Source organism: Guptibacillus hwajinpoensis, assembly GCF_005144865.1.
GTDB lineage: Bacteria > Bacillota > Bacilli > Bacillales > Guptibacillaceae > Guptibacillus > Guptibacillus hwajinpoensis_A.
In genome coordinates, this window is the sequence record NZ_SWFM01000001.1 from 810,796 (window position 1) to 832,409 (window position 21,614).

Annotated in this window: 27 protein-coding genes; 9 read left to right on the forward strand and 18 right to left on the reverse strand. The window is 39.7% G+C overall.

Annotated features, from left to right (window positions below):
- From moaA to FBF83_RS04075, 7 genes are all read right to left on the reverse strand, one after another.
- Entirely contained in the window at window positions 1-1,020 is a 1,020-nt protein-coding gene (gene moaA, locus FBF83_RS04040) for a GTP 3',8-cyclase MoaA (protein ID WP_136945831.1), read from the reverse strand.
- A 440-nt stretch (window positions 1,021-1,460) separates the two neighbouring features.
- Entirely contained in the window at window positions 1,461-2,279 is an 819-nt protein-coding gene (locus FBF83_RS04050) for a DUF6612 family protein (RefSeq protein WP_136945832.1), read from the reverse strand.
- Between the two features lie 81 nt (window positions 2,280-2,360).
- Entirely contained in the window at window positions 2,361-2,843 is a 483-nt protein-coding gene (locus FBF83_RS04055; RefSeq protein ID WP_136945833.1) for a ribonuclease H-like YkuK family protein, read from the reverse strand.
- Window positions 2,844-2,926: 83 nt separating this feature from the next.
- The gene (locus FBF83_RS04060) at window positions 2,927-3,133 is read right to left on the reverse strand and encodes a DUF2188 domain-containing protein (protein ID WP_136945834.1); all 207 of its coding nucleotides are present in this window, start codon (window positions 3,131-3,133) and stop codon (window positions 2,927-2,929) included.
- Between the two features lie 56 nt (window positions 3,134-3,189).
- On the reverse strand, window positions 3,190-3,429 hold the full coding sequence (locus FBF83_RS04065; RefSeq protein WP_136945835.1) for a hypothetical protein: 240 nt from the start codon (window positions 3,427-3,429) through the stop codon (window positions 3,190-3,192).
- 82 nt (window positions 3,430-3,511) lie between these two features.
- Entirely contained in the window at window positions 3,512-4,180 is a 669-nt protein-coding gene (locus FBF83_RS04070; protein ID WP_136945836.1) for a DUF4397 domain-containing protein, read from the reverse strand.
- A gap of 126 nt (window positions 4,181-4,306) precedes the next feature.
- Entirely contained in the window at window positions 4,307-4,504 is a 198-nt protein-coding gene (locus tag FBF83_RS04075) for a DUF1871 family protein (RefSeq protein WP_136946479.1), read from the reverse strand.
- 164 nt (window positions 4,505-4,668) lie between these two features.
- Here FBF83_RS04075 and FBF83_RS04080 point away from each other — a divergent pair, with 164 nt between their 5' ends.
- The 6 genes from FBF83_RS04080 (at window position 4,669) to FBF83_RS04105 (ending at window position 6,641) form a co-directional block, all read left to right on the forward strand.
- Window positions 4,669-4,890: a spore germination protein gene (locus FBF83_RS04080; RefSeq protein WP_136945837.1), complete on the forward strand. Its 222-nt coding sequence runs from the start codon at window positions 4,669-4,671 to the stop codon at window positions 4,888-4,890.
- 71 nt (window positions 4,891-4,961) lie between these two features.
- Complete coding sequence (gerPC, locus tag FBF83_RS04085; RefSeq protein WP_136945838.1) at window positions 4,962-5,570, forward strand: spore germination protein GerPC; 609 nt, start codon at window positions 4,962-4,964, stop codon at window positions 5,568-5,570.
- Entirely contained in the window at window positions 5,567-5,743 is a 177-nt protein-coding gene (locus FBF83_RS04090) for a spore gernimation protein GerPD (RefSeq protein WP_136945839.1), read from the forward strand. The genes gerPC and FBF83_RS04090 overlap by 4 nt, the downstream gene beginning before the upstream one ends.
- Before the next feature lie 2 nt (window positions 5,744-5,745).
- Window positions 5,746-6,135 carry a spore germination protein GerPE gene (locus FBF83_RS04095; protein WP_136945840.1) on the forward strand — a complete coding sequence of 130 codons (390 nt, stop codon included), beginning with the start codon at window positions 5,746-5,748 and terminating at the stop codon, window positions 6,133-6,135.
- Window positions 6,136-6,201: 66 nt separating this feature from the next.
- Entirely contained in the window at window positions 6,202-6,417 is a 216-nt protein-coding gene (locus FBF83_RS04100; RefSeq protein WP_136945841.1) for a spore germination protein, read from the forward strand.
- 14 nt (window positions 6,418-6,431) lie between these two features.
- Window positions 6,432-6,641: a spore germination protein GerPB gene (locus tag FBF83_RS04105; protein WP_136945842.1), complete on the forward strand. Its 210-nt coding sequence runs from the start codon at window positions 6,432-6,434 to the stop codon at window positions 6,639-6,641.
- 75 nt (window positions 6,642-6,716) lie between these two features.
- Here the strand turns inward: FBF83_RS04105 and FBF83_RS04110 are convergent, their stop codons facing one another.
- Complete coding sequence (locus FBF83_RS04110) at window positions 6,717-9,521, reverse strand: PBP1A family penicillin-binding protein (protein ID WP_136945843.1); 2,805 nt, start codon at window positions 9,519-9,521, stop codon at window positions 6,717-6,719.
- Window positions 9,522-9,655: 134 nt separating this feature from the next.
- On the opposite strand from FBF83_RS04110, the gene FBF83_RS04115 reads away from it, so the two are divergent.
- Window positions 9,656-10,501 (forward strand): superoxide dismutase, encoded by an 846-nt coding sequence (locus FBF83_RS04115; RefSeq protein ID WP_136945844.1) that lies wholly within the window; start codon window positions 9,656-9,658, stop codon window positions 10,499-10,501.
- A gap of 63 nt (window positions 10,502-10,564) precedes the next feature.
- On the opposite strand, the gene FBF83_RS04120 is transcribed toward FBF83_RS04115, so the two are convergent.
- Window positions 10,565-10,891, reverse strand: a complete 327-nt coding sequence (locus FBF83_RS04120; RefSeq protein WP_205665299.1) for a hypothetical protein — start codon at window positions 10,889-10,891, stop codon at window positions 10,565-10,567.
- A gap of 111 nt (window positions 10,892-11,002) precedes the next feature.
- A complete protein-coding gene (locus FBF83_RS04125) occupies window positions 11,003-11,206 on the reverse strand; it encodes a hypothetical protein (RefSeq protein WP_136945845.1) in 204 nt (67 codons plus the stop codon).
- Between the two features lie 176 nt (window positions 11,207-11,382).
- Here FBF83_RS04125 and FBF83_RS04130 point away from each other — a divergent pair, with 176 nt between their 5' ends.
- Window positions 11,383-11,856, forward strand: a complete 474-nt coding sequence (locus tag FBF83_RS04130; protein ID WP_136945846.1) for a glycine/sarcosine/betaine reductase selenoprotein B family protein — start codon at window positions 11,383-11,385, stop codon at window positions 11,854-11,856.
- Window positions 11,857-11,931: 75 nt separating this feature from the next.
- Window positions 11,932-12,120 carry a hypothetical protein gene (locus FBF83_RS04135; RefSeq protein ID WP_136945847.1) on the forward strand — a complete coding sequence of 63 codons (189 nt, stop codon included), beginning with the start codon at window positions 11,932-11,934 and terminating at the stop codon, window positions 12,118-12,120.
- Window positions 12,121-12,849: 729 nt separating this feature from the next.
- On the opposite strand, the gene aceA is transcribed toward FBF83_RS04135, so the two are convergent.
- The 8 genes from aceA to FBF83_RS04175 all read right to left on the reverse strand — a co-directional run bounded on the left by aceA (window position 12,850) and on the right by FBF83_RS04175 (window position 21,602).
- Entirely contained in the window at window positions 12,850-14,127 is a 1,278-nt protein-coding gene (gene aceA / locus FBF83_RS04140) for an isocitrate lyase (RefSeq protein WP_136945848.1), read from the reverse strand.
- 34 nt (window positions 14,128-14,161) lie between these two features.
- Window positions 14,162-15,229, reverse strand: coding sequence for a hypothetical protein (locus tag FBF83_RS04145; protein ID WP_136945849.1), 1,068 nt, complete (start codon window positions 15,227-15,229; stop codon window positions 14,162-14,164).
- A gap of 399 nt (window positions 15,230-15,628) precedes the next feature.
- Window positions 15,629-17,011 carry a M48 family metallopeptidase gene (locus FBF83_RS04150; protein ID WP_136945850.1) on the reverse strand — a complete coding sequence of 461 codons (1,383 nt, stop codon included), beginning with the start codon at window positions 17,009-17,011 and terminating at the stop codon, window positions 15,629-15,631.
- 109 nt (window positions 17,012-17,120) lie between these two features.
- Window positions 17,121-17,441 (reverse strand): thioredoxin family protein, encoded by a 321-nt coding sequence (locus FBF83_RS04155; protein WP_240687966.1) that lies wholly within the window; start codon window positions 17,439-17,441, stop codon window positions 17,121-17,123.
- A gap of 29 nt (window positions 17,442-17,470) precedes the next feature.
- The gene (locus tag FBF83_RS04160; RefSeq protein WP_136945852.1) at window positions 17,471-18,310 is read right to left on the reverse strand and encodes a DUF1206 domain-containing protein; all 840 of its coding nucleotides are present in this window, start codon (window positions 18,308-18,310) and stop codon (window positions 17,471-17,473) included.
- A gap of 275 nt (window positions 18,311-18,585) precedes the next feature.
- Window positions 18,586-19,470 (reverse strand): metal ABC transporter permease, encoded by an 885-nt coding sequence (locus FBF83_RS04165; protein ID WP_136945853.1) that lies wholly within the window; start codon window positions 19,468-19,470, stop codon window positions 18,586-18,588.
- Entirely contained in the window at window positions 19,467-20,834 is a 1,368-nt protein-coding gene (locus FBF83_RS04170; RefSeq protein ID WP_136945854.1) for a metal ABC transporter permease, read from the reverse strand. The genes FBF83_RS04165 and FBF83_RS04170 overlap by 4 nt, the downstream gene beginning before the upstream one ends.
- Window positions 20,835-20,846: 12 nt before the next feature.
- The gene (locus FBF83_RS04175; RefSeq protein WP_136945855.1) at window positions 20,847-21,602 is read right to left on the reverse strand and encodes a metal ABC transporter ATP-binding protein; all 756 of its coding nucleotides are present in this window, start codon (window positions 21,600-21,602) and stop codon (window positions 20,847-20,849) included.
- Between the last annotated feature and the right edge of the window lie 12 nt (window positions 21,603-21,614).

Below are 21,614 nucleotides of genomic sequence, written 5' to 3' on the forward strand. Positions count from 1 at the left end.
TTATCCACCAATGAATGACATTTCAATTTTCTCACGATTCGCTACGCCTTCTTCAGTACGTTCATCTGAATATCGATCGTGGCGCCCATTCCATAAATCCGTAAGCATCGTTCGCATCTCCTCATCTGACGCCCCATTACGCATTGGATTACGAAGACTTGTCCCTCTTGAAGCAAACAGACAAGTGTATAACGCTCCATCAGCCGATAGCCTTGCTCTCGTACAGCTTGAACAAAACGAATCACTTACGGAAGAAATAACGCCAATCTCACCAGCACCATCACTGAATTGATAACGACTAGCTACTTCTCCAAAATATGCCGCTTCAATTGGCTCAAGTGGATATACTTGTGAAATGGACTCAATAATATCCTTTTTACTCATTACATGATCGAACTTCCAACCGTTAGAATTCCCAACATCCATGTATTCAATAAATCTAACAATATGGCCACTGTGGCGAAAATACTCTGCCATTGGAACAACTTCATGATCATTAATTCCTTTTTGAACGACCATATTAATTTTTACTTTGAGGCCTGCATCAGACGCTGCTTGAATGCCTTCTAATACAGGTTTGATCTTCGTACCTCTACCGTTCATTTTTCCAAACGTATCATCATGTATAGCATCAAGACTTACGTTAACACGTGTTAATCCTGCTTGCTTTAATTGCACGGCATGTTTTTTTAATAATGAAGCATTTGTCGTAAGCGCTATATCTTCAAGCCCATCTATATCAGACAACATGTCTACTAGGACAGATAGATCTTTTCTAAGAAGTGGTTCGCCACCAGTTAGACGAATCTTCTCAACACCCATCTGAACGAACATGCGTGCAAGTCTAGTTATTTCTTCAAATTGAAGGAGACTTGTTTTTGGAAGAAATTCATAATCGGGGCCGAATGTCTCCTCGGGCATACAGTAACGGCAGCGAAAGTTACATCGATCTGTTACAGATATGCGTAGGTCCCTTAGAGGGCGGTTAAGTTGATCGTATACGAGTGATTCTGTAGACATCAGCCATGCTCCTTTCAAATCAATGATTAAGGCTAATGTTAACGTTTATGAACACTTTTTTCCAGTATAAAAGCGCAAAGTAGTCATTGTTAGTTTATGATGGGTTAATTTCCGCTCCAATTGCTAAGTTTGGTAGTTCATTAAAAAAAGAATTATTTCAAAAGCAATTAATCTTTTAGAAAGGCTCTCTTCTAAAAGATTGTTGCTTTTCAATGATTTTTCTATAGAGAACCCCATATTATAGCTGATTGGAGCGGAAGGATGCTCGACTCCTGCGGGATTAGCGGGACAGGTGTGACCCCACAGGCGCGATGTTCTTGCGCGCCGAGGAGGCTCAAGCGTCCCGCCCCGCGAAAAGTGAGCATCCTGGAGCGCAAATCAACCACTACCTTTATAGCAACAATCTTTACGAAACGAGCAGTACTCTTCCACTCATTTCATTATAAGATACCTGGCATCTCTTTTGCTTGTTGAAGTACTTCTTCTGGTACTGTTATTTCTTCTATTTCATTGTAGTTCTCAAAACGCGAATCCATTTCCATTAGCATAGAAATCGTTTCATCTTCCATTGTCATTTCACTATCCATTTTCATCTGGAATTCCTTTGTTAGGAAATCATCTTTTCCAATTGTGAGAGTATACTCTACTTTATTTACTTTCATTTGCTCAGTAGCTCCCTTAAGCATCTCACTTTGTGCACCCATTTCCTCAACTGTTTTGTCTAACAGTTCCTGGAACTTATCTCCAGATGCCTTCATTGTCATGACATATGTATCTTCATTTTCTGTTAGCTTAAATTCGTCAACATACTCTTTAAGCATGTTCATTTGTTCAGAAGGATCTGCTTGAGTTTGCTGCATGGTGAGCAGTGTATCCGTCATTTCATCAGGAAATATCATCCATTCTTCTCCCTGCTTCATGAAAAAACCTGCTTTTGTAAAATACGATTCCATTTGCATAACTTCACCATTTGCTTTCATATCAATCATCTGGTGAAATGCCATTGGATCCATCACCATATCAGATTCTATCTGACTTGTAACCTCCATCTCTTCTTCACCAGAACCAATGGTTTGGTTCATGTTTGCCATCATTTTAAAGCTAGTGACATCTTCCTGAGCAGCAATTGATTTTTCGAACACCTCTTGTGCATTAATTCCCTTACCTACACTAACTTCTCCTCCGGAATCGGTTGTTCCACTACAAGCTGCTAGAACAACGAATAGCGTTACGATCAATGAATACACCTTTAATTTCATCTCATCACTCCTCTGTATATAATACGAAAGAGTTTGGTTAAGGTTTCATCTAACACAAAAAAACTGGCTTTTTCAGCCAGTTCAGCTTATTGATTTTGTATAGCGATCCGCAACGCTGCTTGCCCCATATGAATCTGGTTTAATTCTTGCAATATAACCAACCGACGTTACCCACCCCACAACTTCCTGTATCACTTTACGAGTTTCACCCTGCTTGCCTACATCAAGATGAATCTCAATCGGCCATTTCTCAAGTAAAGCTGAAAATCCCTCTTCCTTTAGCAGCTCCATAAGTTCAAGACTCATTTCAGTCTCTTTGTAGATACGATGCCTGAGCTCATGTATCGGTTTATGCTTCACTTTACGATAGAATATCCTTGCTCCCTTACCAACACGGTGAATGATGAGCGCTGTTACGAACTGGGTCGTTTTTCGGCTAGTTTGAGAATCTGTCCCAATCACAATCCTATATGTGCCTTTCGGATCTTCTTCTGTATACCTTTCAATAAGCTGAGTGACTTGATCTATTGTTACTTTTCCAGCTGTAGGACTAATAAAATCCATACGGTTCCCTTCCTTCGTCAGGATAGTAGTTAGTACTATATTTATTCAAAAGATGAAAAATATGTACGTCAGAACCGAAAACTCTACTTATTGTAAAGACTTTTGTCTTCTATTTCTCCGTTTAACTGGTGAACAATTAATTCAGATGGACGTTTTCCATCACAAATTTTTCTTCCGTATTGATAGGCTTCTTCCTTTATTTCAAAGGTTTTCGTTGCTTGTTCAGCCCCTTCTTTCTTGAGCTCCCATTTACCATTTTTTCCGCTTTGTACATGATAAACTGTTTTCATACTAATTCCCTCCTCATACTAATAATTCCTTTAAGCTTAGTCACTGAAACCAGTAACTAAGCTTTGGAAAACATTAGAATATCAGCAGGCTGTTTCTGAATAAATGTATGAATCGTTTTATATCCTTCTTTTTCTTTCGAGTAGAAGGTTCGGCTTGAGATGGGTCTTCTTGCAGACCATTGAATGGATAGCGGATTTTGCCAGGAATCATGCGTGATCAATTCCTGTTTGTAATAATAATGATTGCCACTTGGGTAGCGCTCACAGATATATCGAACAGTATGTTTCGTGTGCACTTGACTCACTCCTTTTAGAAATGCTTACAGTATTAACAAGCGAAGACAAAAACATCCGCAGCGATTTACGCTGCGGAGCTTTTTACTTGCCGTCTTTTAATAGAATAACGTTAAGTGCAGGGTCACCATCAAGGAAACCGATTGCGATAGCCGTGTAATTTACACCAGCTTCAACAGGGACATTAGGAAGATCGAGAACAGATGTATCACTTCCTGTTGCGCGAACTTCAAGGTTGTATGAATCTGGACTTACAGTTTGATAATCTGAATTCTGTCCGAAAGCAAGGTTTTTAATTAACACATCGCCATCCTTAACCGCAATATCAACAGGAGGCGCATCAGGAGAAGCGTGTATTGCTCTAACTCCAGCTTTATCACCTGATCCTTTTTGATCTTCAAGGGCAAGTACCGATAGATTATCTAGTTTCCCAATAGCTGCAACTGAATAGTCTTTTCCTGCAGCAACAGTTAATTTTTGCTCAAGTACTGGCTTTCCTTTACCATTTGCAGATGAAGCGAAGATTTGAACCGTTTTCTCTCCTGGTGCTAATGCTGCATAATTGGTTACATCTTTGTAAGATGCTCCTTTAAAGGCTGGCTTCCCATCAACATAAACATCCACAGATGGGGCATCAGGTGAGGCATGAATCACTCGAACGTTAGCAACATTGTTGTTCTCAGCTGCCAGACTTTGAGGTGATGCAGTTACGAAAAGCACTGCTATCATTAGGGCAGAAAGAATCCATTTCATTTCATCACTACCTTTTTAATTATTGAAAGACCTGCCTATTTTTTTACTGATAGAAAGTAATTATTCATAAATTCTCATTTCAATAAAAAAAAACAGATCTTTTTAAGATCTGTTCAGGAATAATTCTTATAGCTCGCAAGATGAATTATTTTTGAGAACCAGAAGCGCACTTGCGATCTCCCGGCACTTCGAAGTTGGAATTGTTTCTTCATATGAAAACTGATAAATCTCTTGAATTTCTCTTGTTAACTGTTCTGTATCATCTAGCTGATGAACGAGTTGTACAACATCGCAAGCTTCAGTATCATAATCATCTGCACCTATTCCAAGAGGATCTCATTACAACGAGTTCAATATTCAATTGGCTTACGTTTTTCATTCATACCACCTACCTTACATCGATAGTTTATCATAACCTCAACGCTCGAACATACGCTAATGTTCCGCATACATTATTACAAGAATGCAGTTAAAAAGGATGTGAAAACATGCCGGCACTAGTTGGAGCAATCAAGGTAAATGCAATCGGAAGCAGTGGCGTCTTTCACGTCGGTGATGTGTTTATTGTATCTCCTACAAGCGCTATCCGGACATTTGCAGGTGCAGGTTCGTTTAATACTGGTAATGGTCTTAATGTGAGCAGTTCATATAGTGTAACAAGCGTTAACGATAGTGATGTCGCTGATCAAAATGTGGTCGCAAACATCTAACAGGGCATTCACCTACTTTTGTTCTCTCGCATATAGTACCATATACATTTTGATACGGGAGTTGATGGTCAATGTATCCAAACGATAATATATACGGGATCCTGCAACGGATGCAACAACACATTGAACAACAAAACCATCGGATCAAAATGCTTGAAAATATGGTAGATAATTTAAAGGACGGTTATGAACAATTATCGAAAGCACCAAAAACAAACATTGAAAAAATTGAATACAAATTCGATCAATTAAAAATAGAACGCCTTGACGGGACGCTTAATATTGGACTCAACCCTAACGATGGTGCTGATATGCTTCAGGATTTCACAGTGAATGGAACAAATGGAATGAATCCTCCTTCTATAGCGCCCGAAACGATTCAATCCATTCAACAGAATATTAATTCATATATGCAGAATGGCGCATTAAAACAACTTGGTGAGCTTGAACAAAAATACAATTACCCTCTTGACGATCCATATCGACACTTTATTTTAAATGATATTCAAAAGCAGCTTGATCAGCGCATTAATTATTACATTAATCAGCAAACAGACCGTTCTCCTAATGCCTCTCCACAAGAATTATCAGAAGAAATAGAGAACAAATTAAAACGAGATATTGTGAATGGAATGGAAGCATTTATAAAAAATTTACCAAAAAGGACTGATTCATCATGAACTACACTGTCATTAACAGGGGCCTTTCCGTTGGAAATATCACGGTAACAGCTGTAGCAAGCTCCTCAATATTACTTGTAGGTGATACAGAATCGATTGCTTGCTCATCCATTTTCGACACTCCTCCAGAATCCTTAATTGTTACAAGACCTTTCGTACCATTATCATCTTAAGTATGCATAGTCGATCTTCTTTAGTTAACTGGATGAACATTTTATCCGTGGATAGTTCTGGGACAGTGCAAATTGGTGACAGTAATCAAATTACTCCAGAAACCAAAATTTTTGCTATACAAAGAGAACAACCGATTTTTAAAGGAAATGAATATGAGGACCTCTCTTCTTTTTCTATTTATAGCCAGCCTCTGCCAATTCCACTACTAACTGAAGCCATTAACCATGTGACAGTTCACGAAAATCCCGTTATTAAAGTAAACAGTATTCAAGTACTTGGGGTTGCAGCTTCAGGCGTTATTCATGTGGGATCAACTAGAACGATCCAAGCAGAATCGAGGGTTAAAAATATTCGACAGTTCTTTACTGATCCCAACGAGGGTAATGAATAACAAGAACGCATCCATTAAACTACACATACAATACGGTATCACGATCATTGCAAAGGATGTTCAATCATGCCTTCAATCGTAGGACCAGTCAAAATTAATAGTGCAGGCGGCGTCGTTAACTTTGGAGATAGTTTTAATACGACACCTAAATCAACTTCAAAAACATACGCTGGTTCGGGTGCATTTAATACAGGCGATTTTCATGTAGTAAACAACGGATTTAGTTTAACCAACTCACTTGATCCTGACATCGCCGATCAAGACATCACCGCAAACAACTAGGGAGCTGAAGATTCGTGAATTTCTTTGTGAATCAAAACATCGTTATTCATCAGCTAAGAGTCGAAGGAATTTCGAACTCTTCAGTCCTGCAAATCGGTAGCGCAGGTATTATTAAGCCACTTTCGAACTTATATAACACTGGCACATACACTGAACCAGCTCCTGAACTTGAAGCTACGCAAGGTGACACAACACCTTATGTACCATTAGCACCACCAACATAGAAATAGCCGCCAAAGGGCGGCTATTTCTATGTTTCTAATAATTTTGATGGAAAGCTTAATTTGCACTTTAATGAATCACTCTTTAGTGTTGCTTTTTTCCTTTTGACTAGTTTCCGCATCACCAGTCTCAGACTGTGACGAATCTTCATTATTAGAAGATTGTTTCACGCTATCCTCGGAAGAATCATTAGATGGATTACTAGTCTCATCTTTAGCTCCACTACCTTGAGTCTTTCCGTTGCCTTCATTGCTACTTTCCTTATCATTGCTTTGATTGCTATCATTACTATCGCTACTTCCGCTGCTATCGCTCTGGCTATCTCCAGAAGTGCTTCCACTTTCGTCGTTATTTCCTCCACTTTCATTGCTACCGCTGTTTTCGTTCGTTTCGCTACTCTCGTCTTCACCGTTATTGGAACTTCCACTTTGGTCATTGCTACTACCAGTATCAGACTCTTCATCGGTTTCACCAGTGCCGCCGCCATCGCCATTGTTATCTGCATCGGTGTCACCTGTACTAGTTTCGTCTGAGCTATTAGTGTTATCTTCTTGAGTTTCCTGTTCGCTTTCCTGCTCTGAACCCTCTGTCGATTGAGGTTCTTCTTCTACAGGCTCTTGTTCTTTATTAGCTTCTTCCGTAGCAGGATCTTTCTTCTTTTCTTTTTCAGGTTCTTTCTTGTCAGGTTTTCCTTCAGGTTGATTTACCTTAGTATCTTCTTTAGTCGATTCTTTTTTATCCGGTTCTTGTTCTTCTGTTGGTTGATCAGAAGATTGCTTCTTATTGGATTTTGAATCGCTAGAGTTATTTTCTTTCTCTTTCTTCACTGAATCCTGCCTCTTCGGTTCTGGGATAACGGCTTTTTTCGGTTCTTCACCTTTGAAATACAATTCTTTAATGATCTCGCTAGAAGGTGTTTTCTTATTCGCACGTAATCCAGTATTCTTATCGATTTTTAATTCGACGACTGATTCAGGTTTTTCAAAAGGTTTCGTTTGTTTTCCTTCTGAAACCTTGCTCATAATATGTTGGAAAAGGAGCTTGGCAATATCATCATCTTTCTTATGAATATAGCTCTCTTGCGTTGTTTCATCATAGCCTGTCCAAACAGCTGCAGTGTAGTTCGTTGTATAGCCAGAGAACCATGCATCAGAGGTACCATCTCCATTTATTTCTTCAGGTAAATTGGTTGTTCCAGTTTTACCAGCAATGTCGAGTCCTTTTACCGCTGCTTGCATACCAGTTCCGTCTTGAACAACCGTCCGAAGCATATCCGTTATCATGTAGGCTGTACCTTTGTTCATCACTCGTTTAGATTCTGAAGTTAGAGCTAGTTCTTTTCCATTTGGATAGACTACTTTCTCTACACTATACGGTTCATGAAAAGCACCGCCTGATCCGAATGCAGCATATGCACCCGAAAGTTGTAGGGGAGAGATACCTTTTGCGAACCCTCCGATTGCATATGCAGGATATGTTTGGTCAATTGTAATTCCTAAATTCTTAGCAAAAGCCTGTGCCTCTTCTTCACCAACTTCCATAAATGCTTTTATGGCTGGAATGTTGTAAGACCACTGCAATGCTTCACGAATTGAGACGCTTCCCTGAAATTCATCGTTCCAATTGCTAAATTCTTTCCCATTAAGCTCTAGCTTTTCATCAACAAATTGCTTATTTGTTGACCACTTTTGTTTTTCTATTCCAGGTGCATAATCAAGGATAGGTTTAATCGTTGACCCTGGTGATCGCTGTAATTGTGTAGCATAGTTAAACCCTTTTTGGACATCATCTTCACCAGTTTGACGGTTTCCACCTATAGCTCTAATTGCTCCTGTTTGTGTATCTAAAAGAGAAATACCCGCTCTGAAATCATCATCTGGATAAGACACTGCACTATCAGTTGTCAAGGCATTGTCAACAATCTCTTGTGCGCCCTGATCTAAAGTTGTGTAAATTTCTAACCCACCTGAGTAAAGCGCTTCTTCTGAAATTCCAGCTTTCTCTAAATCGGTAATGACTTGATCAATAAAAGCATCGTTTGTTGTCGGCTGTTTTTTCTGTTCAACAATCATATCCTTTACAGAGGTAGAAGCTGCTTCTTTTCTTTCATTTTCAGAAATAAAGCCATGTTGCTCCATCAAACTTAAAACAGTTGCGCGTCGATCGTTTGCAAGTTCTGGGTGTTTATAAGGGTCGTATCCTGAAGGCCTCTGAGGTAATCCTGCAAGAAGAGCAGCTTCCCCTGTCGTTAATTCATCTAGTGATTTATTGAAATAAACATCAGCAGCAGTTGCAACCCCATAAGCACCCTGCCCAAAATAAATTTTATTTAGATACATGCTGAGAATTTCTTGTTTTGAATATTTTTTCTCTAACTGTACGGCTAAGTAAGCTTCCTGCACTTTACGCTTCATAGTTTTTTCAGGTTCAAGAAGCATATTTTTCACTACTTGTTGAGTAATTGTACTTGCACCTTCAGCTCCAAACCCGTCTTTAACGTTAGCAACTACGGCTCCGCCTATACGTTTAATGTCGACACCATTATGCTCGAAGAACCTAACGTCCTCCACCGCTATAAACGCATTGACCACACCATCAGGAATCTCATCAAATGCGACTATTTTTCGGTGTTCCTTTCCTACTATATCTTTAATTTTATTTCCTTCTGCATCATAAAGTGTAGATGATTGCGGTAAATTCAATTTATTTTCTTCAAGCGCTGGCGCTTCATCTATATAAGCATATGTTTGATAACTACCGAACGACAGAACGAAAACCATTAAGAAAGCAACTAATAGTAGAACGTTGCGTGCAAAATGCTTCTTTTTCTTCCCTTTCGTTTGACCTTGCTCACGGCTGTTATCATTTATTTTTTTCCCCATAATGATCCCCCTTATTTCAAATACCATAAAGGGTTGATACCCAAATGTTTCAAATTAAAAACATCAAGTACGAGATAGAAACATTTTCTTAACAACTTTCATATAGTAGTAACGTCTAATAAGGGGGATTGTAATTGGATACGAATAGTACACAAGTGTTGCTGTCATGGGGTTACACATTTCGAAACCACCTTACTTCCAGTTTCATTCAAAACGAAATAAAAAATATATTAATTTCTAATACGGAAGAATGGCTTCAGGAGTTAGAACTTCGAACAGGAGTAATTGATAAAAATGTTTATGAAAAAGCCCAAAGATTATATGATGAATTTCAAGCAGCTTCAAGAGTACAACGAACTGTTCCAATAGGTGGTCACACACTTCCTCCTCTCCCTTATGCTTACAATGGTCTAGAACCTTCTATCTCTGAACGGATTATGAGACTACACCATGATATCCATCACCAAAGCTATGTAGATGGCTTAAATAAAGCAGAATTAGCTTTACAAGAAGCAAGAAAAAATGAAAAGTTCGACTTAATTAAACACTGGGAACGTGAATTAGCTTTTAACGGTGCAGGTCATTATCTCCACACGCTTTTTTGGAGGATCATGAGTCCAAATGGGGGGACACCAAAAGGGTCTATTGTAAAAGAGATTAATAAAAGTTTTGGCAGCTTCAATCAATTTAAACAACAGTTTACAAATGCCGCTAATAAAGTAGAAGGTTCAGGTTGGGCTATTCTCGTATGGTCACCTGTTTCGAGAAGACTTGAAATTCTTCAAGCAGAAAAACATCAGAATTTAAGTCAATGGGACGTTGTTCCATTGCTAGCCCTTGATGTTTGGGAACATGCCTATTATCTTCAATATGAGAATAACCGAAAGCAGTATATCAACAATTGGTGGAAAGTTGTGAACTGGGAAGAAGTCAACAAACGTTTCGAGAAAGCCAGAACGATTGCATGGGAACCGTTTTAACACAATGCAAAAAGCAAAGGTGATTAAGCCTTTGCTTTTTGCATTTTTTCATTCACCATTCAATTAACGATATGGACCATACCCGTATGGCGGTCGACCACCATAATATGCTGGATACCCACCGTAGCCTCCATATCCCGGTTGCCCATAGCCCTGGTATCCACCACCATATCCAGGAGGATAACCATACCCACCTCCTGGATAGCCGTAGCCGCCATATATCCCTGGTATTACAAGAGCTCCCAATAGACCGCCTGCAAGACCACCCGCAAAAGCAGCTCCAATTATCGGAAATGGTCGTTGATAAGCGTACTGTCTCATTTCATGAGATATTCTGGTATCCGGATAAGCACTATGATAAATCCCTTGCATGGGAATGTAATTATTCATATGTGTCCTCCCTTTCCTGATGGGCATCATGATAATTGCCTACAGTATAAGGTATGGTCATTTGCTATTTCGGGAAGGGACATTAGCGGAGAAACCACAATTCTTATTAATTTAGAAACGTGGCCAATACACGCTAAACCAAACCACTAGGATCCCTGAAGCAAATAAATATAACTCTGGTGTTTGTGAGATATAGACGAAATAGTCAATGAGACTATGTCCAATAATAATTAAATTAAGTTCAAGAATTAACGTAACACCACCTGCAACAGAGAGTCCAAAACCGACGAGAAAAATGAAGAAGCGCACGATCATATCCTATAGGCAGTTCTTCTTTGTTTCATACCGGCCTGTCCCTCCTCACTCGTTTACTACTCATCGTATTTAGGAAAAGGCGTAATTATGCTCGTCAAACCGTTTTACTTTCGTTTTTTTTACATACGTGCTAAAACCAAAAGGTAAACTACATTGTATTGGAAGGAGGAGTAAGCATGATTGAAAAAGTAGAACAAGCCGTTCAACAAAACTGGGTACCGTCTTTTCGTTATGAAAAGAATGAAACAGCACCATTTACACCCTTCACTAAAGACCTTAACAACGCAAAAGGCGTCGTCATTACAACTGGCGGAGTATACGTAAAAGGTCAAACACCTTTCAATGATAATTATGGATTAGGTGATCCATCTTATCGCGAAATTCCAGTTGATACTGACCTTAAAGACGTTTCTTTCTCACATGAACATTACGACCAAACAAATGTAAGACAAGATCCAAACGTTCTTTTCCCACTGGATGTAATGAAAGAGCTCCAATCAGAAGGTCGCATTGGCGAACTCGCCAATACGCACTACAGCTTTATGGGTTATATCCCAACGCCTCATCCCCTAAAAAACGTAACAGCTAAAGAGGTGGCAAAAAAACTTCTTCAAGAAAACGTAGACTTTGCCCTATTGGTCCCTTCATGACCAGTCTGCCAACAGTCGGCCGGTCTGGTCGCGCGCGTACTTGAAGAACACGGCATTGCAACAGTTGCCCTTACAATGTCAAAAGAAATCAGCGAACACGTTAACATCCCTCGCTCTCTCTACAATCGCTTCCCATTCGGCAGCGCAGTAGGACAACCAGGCAACAAAGAACAACACAAACAAGTCCTAAATAAAGCCCTCGACACACTAGTCGAAGCAACAGAAAGCGGCAAAGTAGAAGAATCAGGAATTAAATTTAAATAACGAAAAGCGGAAGTGGCCGGTTAGACCCGGCAGGTACTGGAACCATCCAACTTGAACACGTTCTTTGTGTTCGAGTTGGATGGTGAAGTGACCGAGGGTCTGGCCACTGCAGCTAGATCTAACGAAAAGCGGAAACGAGCGTTTAGAAACGAAGATATTGGAGCTCTTGAACTAGAACACGCCCTTTGTGTTCTGGTGAAAGAGTGAAATATCGTAGTTTCTGCGAGTTGCAGCTAGATCTCATGAAAAGCGCAAGCCCCCGTTTAGCCTCGACAAGCGCTGGAGCCTACCAAAAAGAGCACGTTCTTTGTGTTCATTTTGGTAGGTGAAGCGATCGAGAGGCTGGGGGCTGTAGCTGGATCTAACGAAAAGCGGAAGTGGCCGGTTAGACCCGGCAGGCACTGGAACCATCCAACTTGAACACGTTCTTTGTGTTCGAGTTGGATGGTGAAGTGACCGAGGGTCTGGCCACTGCAGCTAGATCTCAAAAGCGAAACTGGCTACACCCCGCCATTCCCAAACCCAGTTTCGCGGATATAATTTGATTTTCGCGGATATATCGAAAATATCGCGGATATATTTCGTTTTTCGCGGATATATCATGAATTTCGCGGATATCTGCTTGATTCTGTTTTGCATATGGCTAATATTACTAAGGTTGGAGCATAACTCTTAATTACCAGGCTATCTCAACCAAAAAACCGGCTGAAATTCAGCCGGTTTTTCATATTATTTCGATGTAAATTGCTCTTCTTCTGTTGAACCCTTAAGTGCAGTTGTAGAAGAAGTTCCACCTGTAATAACTTGTGACACTGTATCAAAATAACCCGTTCCAACTTCACGTTGGTGTCTAGTTGCGGAATAACCATCCACTTCACTAGCGAACTCTGCCTGTTGCAGTCTTGAGTAAGCAGCCATACCGTGATCTTTATAGTCTCTTGCCAATTCAAACATACTGTGGTTAAGCGCATGGAATCCTGCAAGCGTAACGAACTGGAACTTATAACCCATTTTTCCTAGTTCACGCTGGAATTTAGCAATTGTTTCATCATCAAGCTTTTTCTTCCAGTTAAACGATGGAGAGCAGTTATACGCGAGAAGTTTTCCAGGGAATCTTTCGTGAATAGCATTTGCAAACTTTTGCGCTTCTTCAAGATTAGGCTCTGACGTCTCACACCAGATGAGATCTGCATATGGTGCATATGCAAGTCCTCGTGCAATCGCTTGGTCAAGACCAGGTTTTGTATAGAAGAATCCTTCAGGAGTCCTCTCGCCTGTTAGAAATTCATGGTCATACTTATCTACGTCACTTGTAATAAGATTAGCCGCATTAGCATCTGTTCTTGCAATAATTAGCGTTGGTACTCCCATAACATCTGCTGCAAGACGCGCTGAAATTAAGTTCTTCACCGCCTGCTGTGTTGGAAGGAGGACTTTACCTCCAAGATGGCCACACTTCTTCTCGGACGATAGTTGATCTTCGAAATGTACTCCTGCAGCACCTGCTTCAATCATCGATTTCATTAGCTCAAATACATTCAATGTACCACCAAAACCAGCTTCTGCATCAGCAACGATCGGAGCAAACCATTCTCTTTCATGAATCCCTTCAGAATGCTCAATTTGGTCGGCTCTTTGAAGAGCTTGATTAATGCGCTTCACAACTTGCGGCACACTGTTAACAGGATACAAACTTTGATCAGGGTACATCTGTCCAGAGAGGTTAGCATCTGCGGCGACTTGCCATCCGCTTAAGTATATGGCTTTCAAGCCAGCTTTCACCTGTTGAACCGCCTGGTTACCTGTTAGTGCACCAAGAGCATTTACGAAATCCTCTTCGTTCACAAGTTTCCAGAGACGTTCAGCTCCTCTTTTAGCAAGAGTATATTCGATTTGAATCGAACCTTGAAGCTTAAGTACATCTTCAGGTGAATATGGTCGTTCAATACCTTTAAATCTTTCCTGTTTCCAGTTCTCTTGAATAGATGCTGTTTTTTCATTCGTCATTATGGTTTCCTCCTAGTTATGAGTAAAATTTAGATTATACGGTCAACTCATTCGCTGTTTCCATTAATGTAATACAGTCATTTCGCTTCTTCCAGATCTGGTTAGGTTCAGGCATATAGTGGTTATAAATGGCGTTCACCATGTCAATCGTATTGATATCAGATACACAGGTTCCATCAAACCCTTCAACTACTCCAACTGTTTCCAATTCAAATTGTTCTAACGTATTCGTAGTTTTATCACAACCTTTAATAGAATTATCACAAATGACATGCGTGCTTCGTTTGTGACCAACTTTTATTAAGTATCGAGCGGCATCGGTGATGTTTTCCATTTTATCTGTTTCATAATGGAGCCCGGCACAGTGATCCCTTAATTCATAAAGCATTTCTTCCGCTTGATATATACTATTACTTCCTAGTAGTACAGAAGCTTTAACTGTTCCTTCTAAAAGTTTCATCTCTCTTTCAGCGAAAGAGAAAACTCTGTTCCAAAATCTTGCTTCATAGTAAGACGTAAATCCTGTTAATCCGAAATAGGGTGCAGATCTTTTTTCCAACAATGGAACCGTGTTATGAAACAGGTATAATCCAAAATCAAATAGTCCAGCTGACATTGCTGTTCCATCCACGATTACGTTCTCTTCTTTCATGTTCCACTGTCGTGGGATCATCATGAATGAAGTAGGATATACGTTCACATTGTTGCTATATTGTTTAATTTCTTCATTTACATTTGCGTGTGAATTCATTCGTTGATTATAAGGTGAAAACTGGTCGCTCATAAAATCAGCAGCAAAAAGTCTTGCACCCATCTTTAATGAGCTTCGAAGTCGCTCTTGATCTAAAGCAGAATGTCTAACCATTACGCGACGATCTTGAAGGTCTGCTCTAACAGGCTTAACAGTCCAGTTAGTTTCACGAACGGATTTCGTATTTGGAAGAAATCCTTTTTGCTCTTCCTCGCTTTGCTTTACAAGCTCGTGAAGATCTCTCATTTCTGTTTCAAATTGACGATGAAGTTTCAGAAGAAACTCCATCGCTTCCTGTGTCAAAAGGCTTCTTCCGTTAGAGTTAACGCTTTCACATTTCTCCTCAATCATCGCTTCCCCTCCTATTCTAAGCGACCGCTACTATTACAGCGATGACACCCTACGCAACCTTCACCCTCACAGTGATGACACCCTTCTGTTTTTCTTTCCTTCCCATTACAATGCGGACATTCCAACTCACCATTTCCATAACATGTATAACAATCCATTTTTACTTCCTCCTATCTGTTATAATACAATTTGTTTTATTTGTTAGTATTATATAACAACATTCAAAAAAGGTTCAACCTATTTTTCTAAAAAATAAAAAAACTGTGAATTATACAAAACACAGCTCAAACATTTACTTATTTTGTTTAAAATTACCTAAAAGAAACAAAAAAAGCGCGTGCTCAGCACGCGCAACTGTATCAAACAGTTTTTATCAAAAATTCTATTAGCCACCTAATCTTACTGTGATAGAAGTTTCAAATGTTCTGTATCTTCCATATCTCCCGCAAGATCAATAGCAGTCATTCCCTGATCATCTTGTGCGGAAGAGTCAGCACCGTAGTCAAGTAATTGTTCAGATATTTTGAGGTTGTCTGGTTGCTCACTATAAACAGAATAGAAAAGGGGAGTCCATCCGTCTATATCCTTAAGATTCGGGTCTGCTCCTGATTCAAGAAGACGGTCAACTTTCGTGATGGAACCTTCTTCTATTGCAATGACTAGAGCACTAATACCAAAATCATCACGCTCATCAGGGGACAGACCATGATCAAGGAGTTCCTGAAGTATTCTTTCATCTTCGCCATACCTAGCTGCATAATGGAGAGCATTCCAACCATCCACATCTGTTTCATTAAGGTCCTCTTCAGTTAGTAGAGCATGAAACGTATCGTAATCATCTGCCATTATAGATTCCATTAATGGGGTTGCTTCAGCACCTCCATAAAGTATCTCATCTGAAAAAGCGGCAGAAAAGACCGGTACAATATACTGTGAAGTGAGTACAACAGCTCCAGCACTACCTCCTACAACAACGAAAAGGACGATTGAAAGAATAGCGAGTTTCCTACGAGGTGCAGGAAAATCTTCTTTCTGTCTCATTTCCATAAGATGCTCTACTGCAGCAATTCGTTTAGGTAGAGCTGGATGTGTTGAAAGCTTCTCACTTAGCCATACAAAGAAACTCTTCTCTGATTGTAACTGTTCAATGTAAGCATCTTGGTTAACATTATGATACAAACGTTTTCCAACAGCTAGAATTGTTAAGGCATTACTCGCTCGTTCACCACTATTGATCATGTTAGCTGCCATTCGATCACACGTATACTCACACGCTCTTGAGTACGCCGCTCCCAAAAAAGGAATAATATTTCCGGGCAAAAGGAGCATCTGTTTAAGTATATGATTTCGTTTTATGTGAGCAAGTTCATGAGCAATAATAAAGGTTACTTCTTCCTCAGCTTCTTCTTCTATTAATTCAAAGATATCCGAATACAGGACAACCATATTGCGACCTAGTAGTCTTGTTGCAAAAGCATTCAGTATTCCTGATGATTCAACAACATATACATCTGGTACTTTTCCAATCTCCATTCTTGTCGATAAATCAATCACTCTCTCATAAACCTTTGGGTATTGAAGTGGGCTTATCTTTACACCATTACTTCGGATTTGACCGATTTTAATTCCATGAGCAAAGATAGATACAAGCCATAAAGCAATAGCTATAGCTACACCTAAAATAGAGAAAAATAATAACAGATACATGACGATACTAAATACGAGTAAAACAATAAATAAAGATTGCTCTGAAGAAGAAATAAGTTTCTTGGAGTCGTTCATTTTTAAGTCACAATGTTCCTTTCCTAAGGGGGATAGATTAATTATACTTTTATTCTCGTACCCTGGTAAGTTTCTTTTTATACCAAAAAAGCACCCATATTGGGCGCTTTTAGGTCATCATTGTAATGATCCGATTAATAGAAGAACGGAATGATTCTATATTCACAAATCGTGCTTCCCTAATTGACTCTTTTCCTTCAACGTATAGCAATAGAACAGGAATTGTAAATACAGAGAACTCTCCAGCTGCTTCAGGAATCTCATGTACGTTAAGCTTGCCACTCTTTATTTGTGTAAAGTCTTTCAGTACTTCCTCTACTTGAGGTAATAAGGCGTGACAAACGGAACAATTCGTTCCATAAAGATATAGAAAATAAAGAGATTCATGAATAAGATTCCGCTTAGCTTCTTCTAATGTTACATCTTCCACCTTTAACACCTACTTCATTCGTTAATCTATTATGATATATTCATTCTTCTATTTTTGGCAATGACGAACATAAATATCCCGTATGCTATTAATCCAAATGCAACGACTCCAAGAAGAATCGCTCCATGGGACTGCTTTGCAAGTTCTGATAAAGCGCCATCAAGTCCTTTTGTTTTATCCGGATCAGCTGTAATAGCCGTTTGGATAATAAAAACACCGATGAGACCGAAAACAACTCCACGTGCAGTAAACCCAAATTGGCCAACACGTTTTCCCCACCATTCTTCTTGATTGTGCATTTCATGTTGCTTGAGATGCTTCATAAAGGATTTCTTATATGCTCGAACTGCTTGATAGATTCCAAATACGACAAAACAAAGGCCAACAAACCCAAGTACCCATTGACCAAATGGCTGTCCTAATAATTTGGAGGACCATGATTGCTTACCACCAGATGATGAACTTCCAGCTCGCATAATGATGGAAACAGCACTGTAAGCGAGGAATAGGTGTATAATTCCACTACTGAAATAACCGATTCGGCTTCCTAAAGCCCTCATGCCTGTTCCTTTATTATCCGGATCTTTAAAAGCCTGAATAATCTTCCACGAAGCATATCCTATCAAACCAATAGCCAATAACCAGAGTAGTGCCTCGCCAAAGGGTTTACTTGCTATTGTTGTAAAAGCCCCTTTGGAATCTGTTGTTTTCCCACCTGGTCCAAGAGCTGCTTGAGCAGCTAGTATTCCGATTACAAGGTAAACTATCCCTTTTGCAATGTAACCCATTCTAGCAAAACCTCTGATCCAAGGCTTAACGTCATTTGTTGCCTGACGTGCTTTCGCTTTTGCAGCGTTACCTGTTTCCATGTAATATCTCCTTCCGATTTATCTAATAATTAGTCCGTTAGTTCTATTCCCATAAACCATTACTTTCAACCCAAAAATGTTGCAGAGAAAATATATAGTTTTCAAGTGAGAACTAAAAATAGCACTGAAAACGAATCCAGCATTCGTTTTCAGGGCTGCTAATTGAGGAGATAGACTTGTGGGAACAAGCTATCGCATTTTCTTACTATACTATAGATCACATAATTTTCATATAGTTTAGAATCATTTCTTTTGTAATTCATCGCGTTAAAATACTAAGACTGTTCAGCAACAATACTTCTTTTCGCTATGATTTTTGACATTAATCCATGTTTCGGTGAAAGGATGAACGTCATTGCAAATATTAGCCCAGCTATAGATGCCATTGATCCTGAAATGGAAATGTTCCAAACTAGTGCAGCATAATAACCACCGATTGCTGCTATAACACCGATCGCTGCACTTATGACCAACATGACCAGAAGTTTATCTGTTAGTAAATAGGCTGTTGCCCCAGGCACAATAAGCATCGCTACGACCAGAATAGCCCCAACGCTATCAAATGACGCAACTGTTGTAATGGACACCATTGACATGAGTAGATAATGAATAAACATGACTGGTATTCCGATTGCTGAAGCCAATGCAGGATCAAAAGAACTTATTTTAATCTCTTTATAGAATAAGAATATTAAAATTAAGTTGATTAATAGAACACTACCTAGCATCCATACAGCGGATGGTCCTAGATCCATTCCTCCAATCGTTAACGTATTCCAAGGAATGAATGTAATTTCGCCCATAAGCGCATGATTAACATCAAGATGGACTTTACCTGCAAAGGCTGAAAGAAGAATAACTCCAAATGCGAATAGCGAAGTAAACACAACGCCTATTGCAGCATCTGATTGCACTCCACTTGAGTCGAGAACCTGCACTAGAAAAGCTGTTAGCAAACCGATGATTCCTGCTCCAATGAGCATATATATTCCTTCAAGAGAGTGACTCACGAGGTACGCAAGCACTATACCAAGTAGTACGGTATGGCTAATTGCATCTGCTAGCATGGCCATTTTTCTTAGAATAAGAAAGCAGCCTACTATACCGCATGTCACTCCCACTAAAGACCCTGTTAACATGATCCATGCTCCGTAGCTCATGATGATTTCACCTCTCTTTTTCGTTTATTAATACCTTTTGATTCCATGTTAGCAAAGTAGTATTTCTCACCTTTAGCAAAATGCGCAGGATCGAGCTGTGGTGTATGCTCATGTGTCGCCATTAATTCCATTAACTCTTTTAAAGTATCTGAAGGAATTTCGTCATACTCCCATGCATCATTTGCTGCTAATTGAAGATAAGCAAATCTCATTTCATACATTGTGTAAATTTCAAACAAGCGATTATTGAATGTAACCTCATAGGCTTCCTTAGCACCTGTTTCCGTTAATCCCCATTCTCCACCTGATTGGTTCAATAGTCCTTCTCTATTAAGTAGCCGAAGATTTTTATTGAGCATTCGATTCGCCATTCTTCTTCTAGTAATCAACTGCTCACGTGAGAATAACATGCTCTGATTAGAGAGACTCGCTTCTTCAGCAAGGTCATACATCGTTTGGAGTACTGTCTCTCTTGCAACACGTTTACGAATCCTGTATAGTCTCAACCCTTTTGAAACTAGACCACGATTCGGAGCAAAAACAAGTGATATCACAAAAATGAGCGTTGCAGCTACAACAATCACTGGTCCAGTTGGTAAGTTACTCGCCATTGAACTTAGAATTGTACCTAGAATACCTGAAAGGGCACCTATTGTCCCTGCTACAATTACCATCCGATCAAGTCGATTTGTCCAGTATCTTGCAGCTATAGCGGGGGTTATAAGCATGGCAGCCATTAAAATAACTCCCACTGCTTGTAAACCGATAACAACTGCACTTACAATGAGCGTCATTAATAAAGCATTTATAAAACCAGTTGGAAGTCCAATTCCTTTTGCAAACTGACGATCAAATGTAAACAACTTCAATTCTTTGAATAAGAGAAATGTAATGATTAGAAGCACAATCGCCACGCCTGATATGACTTTCACATCACTACCAACAAGCGAAGCTGCCTGACCGAATATGAAGTCGTCAAGTCCGCTCTGGTTTCCGTTCTTAGATTGTGCGATTTTAGTAAGAAGGACGATTCCAAAACCAAAAAACACTGAAAGAACTAAACCTATTGCAGTATCTTCTTTAATTCTTGAGTGATTGATGATTACTTGAATGAAATAGGTTGCAAGTAAACCGGATAGTGCAGCACCTACAAGAAACCATCCAATAGATTTGGTTCCATAAAGTAAAAATGCAAGGCAAATACCTGGTAATGCAGCGTGAGCCATTGCATCCCCAATCAAGCTCTGCTTTCGAAGGAGAGCAAAGCTACCAAGCACCCCACTCGCAATTCCGAGTAGAATGGATCCAAAGAGGACCCATTGTGTATTTGCATCCTGCAAAGTTGAGAGAAGCTCATTCCACATTTCAAGCCCTCCTTATGACTGCACAACATGCGATGCGTCAACTTGAGTATCAAGAAACGAAAGCCGACCACCATATGTTTTTTGCAGATTATCTATTGTAAACACTTCTTCTGTTGGTCCGAGGGCGATTTTTCGTTTATTTAATAGAAGCGTCCAATCAAAATATTCCTTTACCGTTTGAAGGTCATGGTGAACAACGAGTACCGTTTTCCCCTGGGCTTTTAATTCATTTAACAAGGAAATGATCGCTTTTTCAGTAGCTGCGTCAACCCCAACGAAAGGTTCATCCATGAAATAAACAGTAGCATCCTGTGCAAGTGCCCTTGCAAGAAAAACGCGCTGTTGCTGTCCACCTGAAAGCTGGCTTATTTGCCTATTCGCATATTCTTTCATGCCTACTTTATCAAGCGCTTGTAAAGCAATAGCGGTGTCCTTCTTGCCAGGACGTCTAAACCACCCAATATGTCCATACCGTCCCATTAAAACAACGTCTAATGCATTAGTTGGGAAGTCCCAATCAACAGAACCGCGCTGAGGAACATACCCAACTAGTTTTCTCTGAGATTTGTATGATTTACCATAAATTTCTACATTGCCTGAAGCTGTTGGGATCAGTCCTAATATGGCCTTGATTAGGGTCGACTTTCCTGCTCCATTGGGTCCAACAACCCCAATTAACTTCCCTTCTGGCATATCAAATGTAATTTCTTGTAGAACTGGCTTCCGATCATATGCAACTGTAACGTTTGATACATTTACTGGATTCATCTCTTACTCCTT